The 2,211-nt window shown below is 52.6% G+C and carries 2 protein-coding genes; both read right to left on the bottom strand.

The genetic code is table 11. The features are described 5' to 3' along the window. Positions 1 to 72 precede the first annotated feature (72 nt). Positions 73 to 1,164: a polysaccharide pyruvyl transferase family protein gene (locus FQ320_RS25100; protein WP_148475982.1), complete on the bottom strand. Its 1,092-nt coding sequence runs from the start codon at positions 1,162 to 1,164 to the stop codon at positions 73 to 75. After that, entirely contained in the window at positions 1,165 to 2,172 is a 1,008-nt protein-coding gene (locus FQ320_RS25095) for a hypothetical protein (RefSeq protein WP_148475981.1), read from the bottom strand. Between the last annotated feature and the right edge of the window lie 39 nt (positions 2,173 to 2,211).

Here is a 2,211-nt window from a genome sequence, read left to right as displayed (position 1 = left end):
GTCGTCCGACGCGACACATCCAAAGGCTCTCTCAGCATCAAACTCAAGCGAGCTGGCTGGGATGAGGCATTCTTATGCAGCGTTCTCAATGGGCTGTAAGACGCGTGAGCCAAACGCGATTGCCCTGGCACCCTTGCTGAGAGTGCCAACACGCATACGCAGCTTCGCGCCCGGGGAAAGACTCTCTTTAACGAGAAACTCAAATTCCGCCCAGGTTTCGGTGCTCCACGCAGAACCGCTCGTCGGCTTGGCCCAACCCTTGACCAGCGGCGTCTTGTTGTCGGACAACTCAGCCACTTCGTAGGCTTTATTAGGCTTCATTTCAAAGGTTTTAACGCTCAAGGAGCGCACAATAGTTTCGTCGAACAGCGGGAAGGCGTTGAGAATTGGCTCAGGGTCCCAATCAAGACGAGGAATCTCCTCACCATCCAGTGCGCTGCGCAAATCGGGATAGGCCCGGGGCGTGCTGCGCCCCGTACCTTCAAAATAATCCGAATATTTGAACTCTGGCTCGAAATGGCTGATCATTCGAGTGGTGGAGCGGCCATATACATCGGCGAATACCAGCCCATGCAAGGAACTGCATATGACGCGTTTCGCGGCGGAAATATAAGCCGCCACGGTGATCGGGCTAAAGTTGGGCCGCACAAACATTACGTCTTCATCGATTTGCGATGCGGTAAAATACGGTAAGAACCGATCATCATTGATGTTGGGAATGACGATGGTCTTTGGCATCGTCGTGCCAAGCTCATGCGCGGACCGTTCCAGTTCTGCGCGACGCGCGCGGATTTCCTGATCAAACAACATCGGGAACAGTAAGCCGGGATCGCCATAGACCTCTGGGCAATTAAAGCCTTGATCCCGCACAATCGACCGCGTGAGGGGACCCCGAACGGCATTGAACCGAATATTGGCGTTCTTCGGAAGCAGGCTTTGGTGTTTCGAGTTGATGCCCACCCCCCAGACGACATCAGAGCCGCGCGCTTCGTGGAGCACAGAGCCTACGGCAAGAAGTTTTGAGTGGGTCGGGGACGTGGTTGGCAGAATGTTCAGATCAAGATTGGCCTTTCGGCACAATGCCTGAACAATCATCGGGCCGATTTCATCTCCGAAGTTGATTGAATTGGCAGGCTTCCAAGAATAAACGCGAACGGTTTCCATTTATTCCGCCCTCACAGCTTTGCGTCGATCATAATATTCCGCGGCGCGCTCGTAGGCGATTTTATGCGCCAGGCCAACGGCCCATACGTCCTGCTCCATATAATTGAACGCATTGGTGTCGAACTGCAGCTTCATTTTGGCAACTATAGAGCTCTCGTAATTCTGTCGTATCACCTCGGCAGCCGATTTCGCGTCATTTGGTGTGTAAATTCCCTGTCCTACAGCTTGGTTTTGGACCTCTTCCATCGCATTTTGGGCAGGCACGAAAGCGGGCTTCAATAGGGAGAATGCCAAAAACTGCACACCAGAATTCAGGCGGTCGAACCGCGGGATCAGTAGTCCGTCACATTGACTGACCAGACTGATGATTTGTTCGCTGGGCACGTTGAAGTGAACGCGTCTCGCGCCGCCATCCCATTCGTCGCGAAAGTGGTGAGTTTCCTTCCAGTGAATGATATCTGGATGAATTGCACCCGTAAAGAGCAGCTGAAAGTGGTTTTCTCCCAGCTCTTTTCCAACGTCCAAGCAGAACTTCAGCTCTTGTTCTGTTCGAATATGCCCAAATACGAGAATCTTGATCTTATCAGTCTGCAAGGCGGGATCTTGAAAGGCTTCGGCATTCAGCCGGAAGTAGGGCTGATAATCTCCATGCGGGACCACGGCTGTCGGAAGATCCTGCAATCCTTGGATTGCGGAATGATGCCGGTTATAGGGGGCGATATTGGCTTCACTAAGGTGGATAATCATGGTGCCATGATCTGCGATCATTTGAAGGAGCCGATTCCGGTTCTCACCATAGGTTGGCATCAAATCAAAATTATGCGCTGTGTAGACGATTGGAGATGTCAGGGAGATTTCCCGGATCCGGAACTCAAACTGAGTCAGCTGGTCTTGGGTCGGTATCTTCCACCCGAACAGTGCAGGGGAATCGCGTTTGGAACTGAAGGCGTGAACGGTCGCTCTTGCCTGTGAGGGCGAGATGGATTCTGAATTGGGGATTGCGTTCACGGAGTCCTCATCCTCATGCAGATTTTTCTATCCGCCTTC

The sequence above is a fragment of the Oceaniovalibus sp. ACAM 378 genome, from assembly GCF_008085915.1.
Taxonomy (GTDB): Bacteria; Pseudomonadota; Alphaproteobacteria; order Rhodobacterales; family Rhodobacteraceae; genus Oceaniglobus.
Note: the sequence above shows the minus strand (reverse complement) of the source record. Positions and strands in the feature narration are given on the sequence as shown.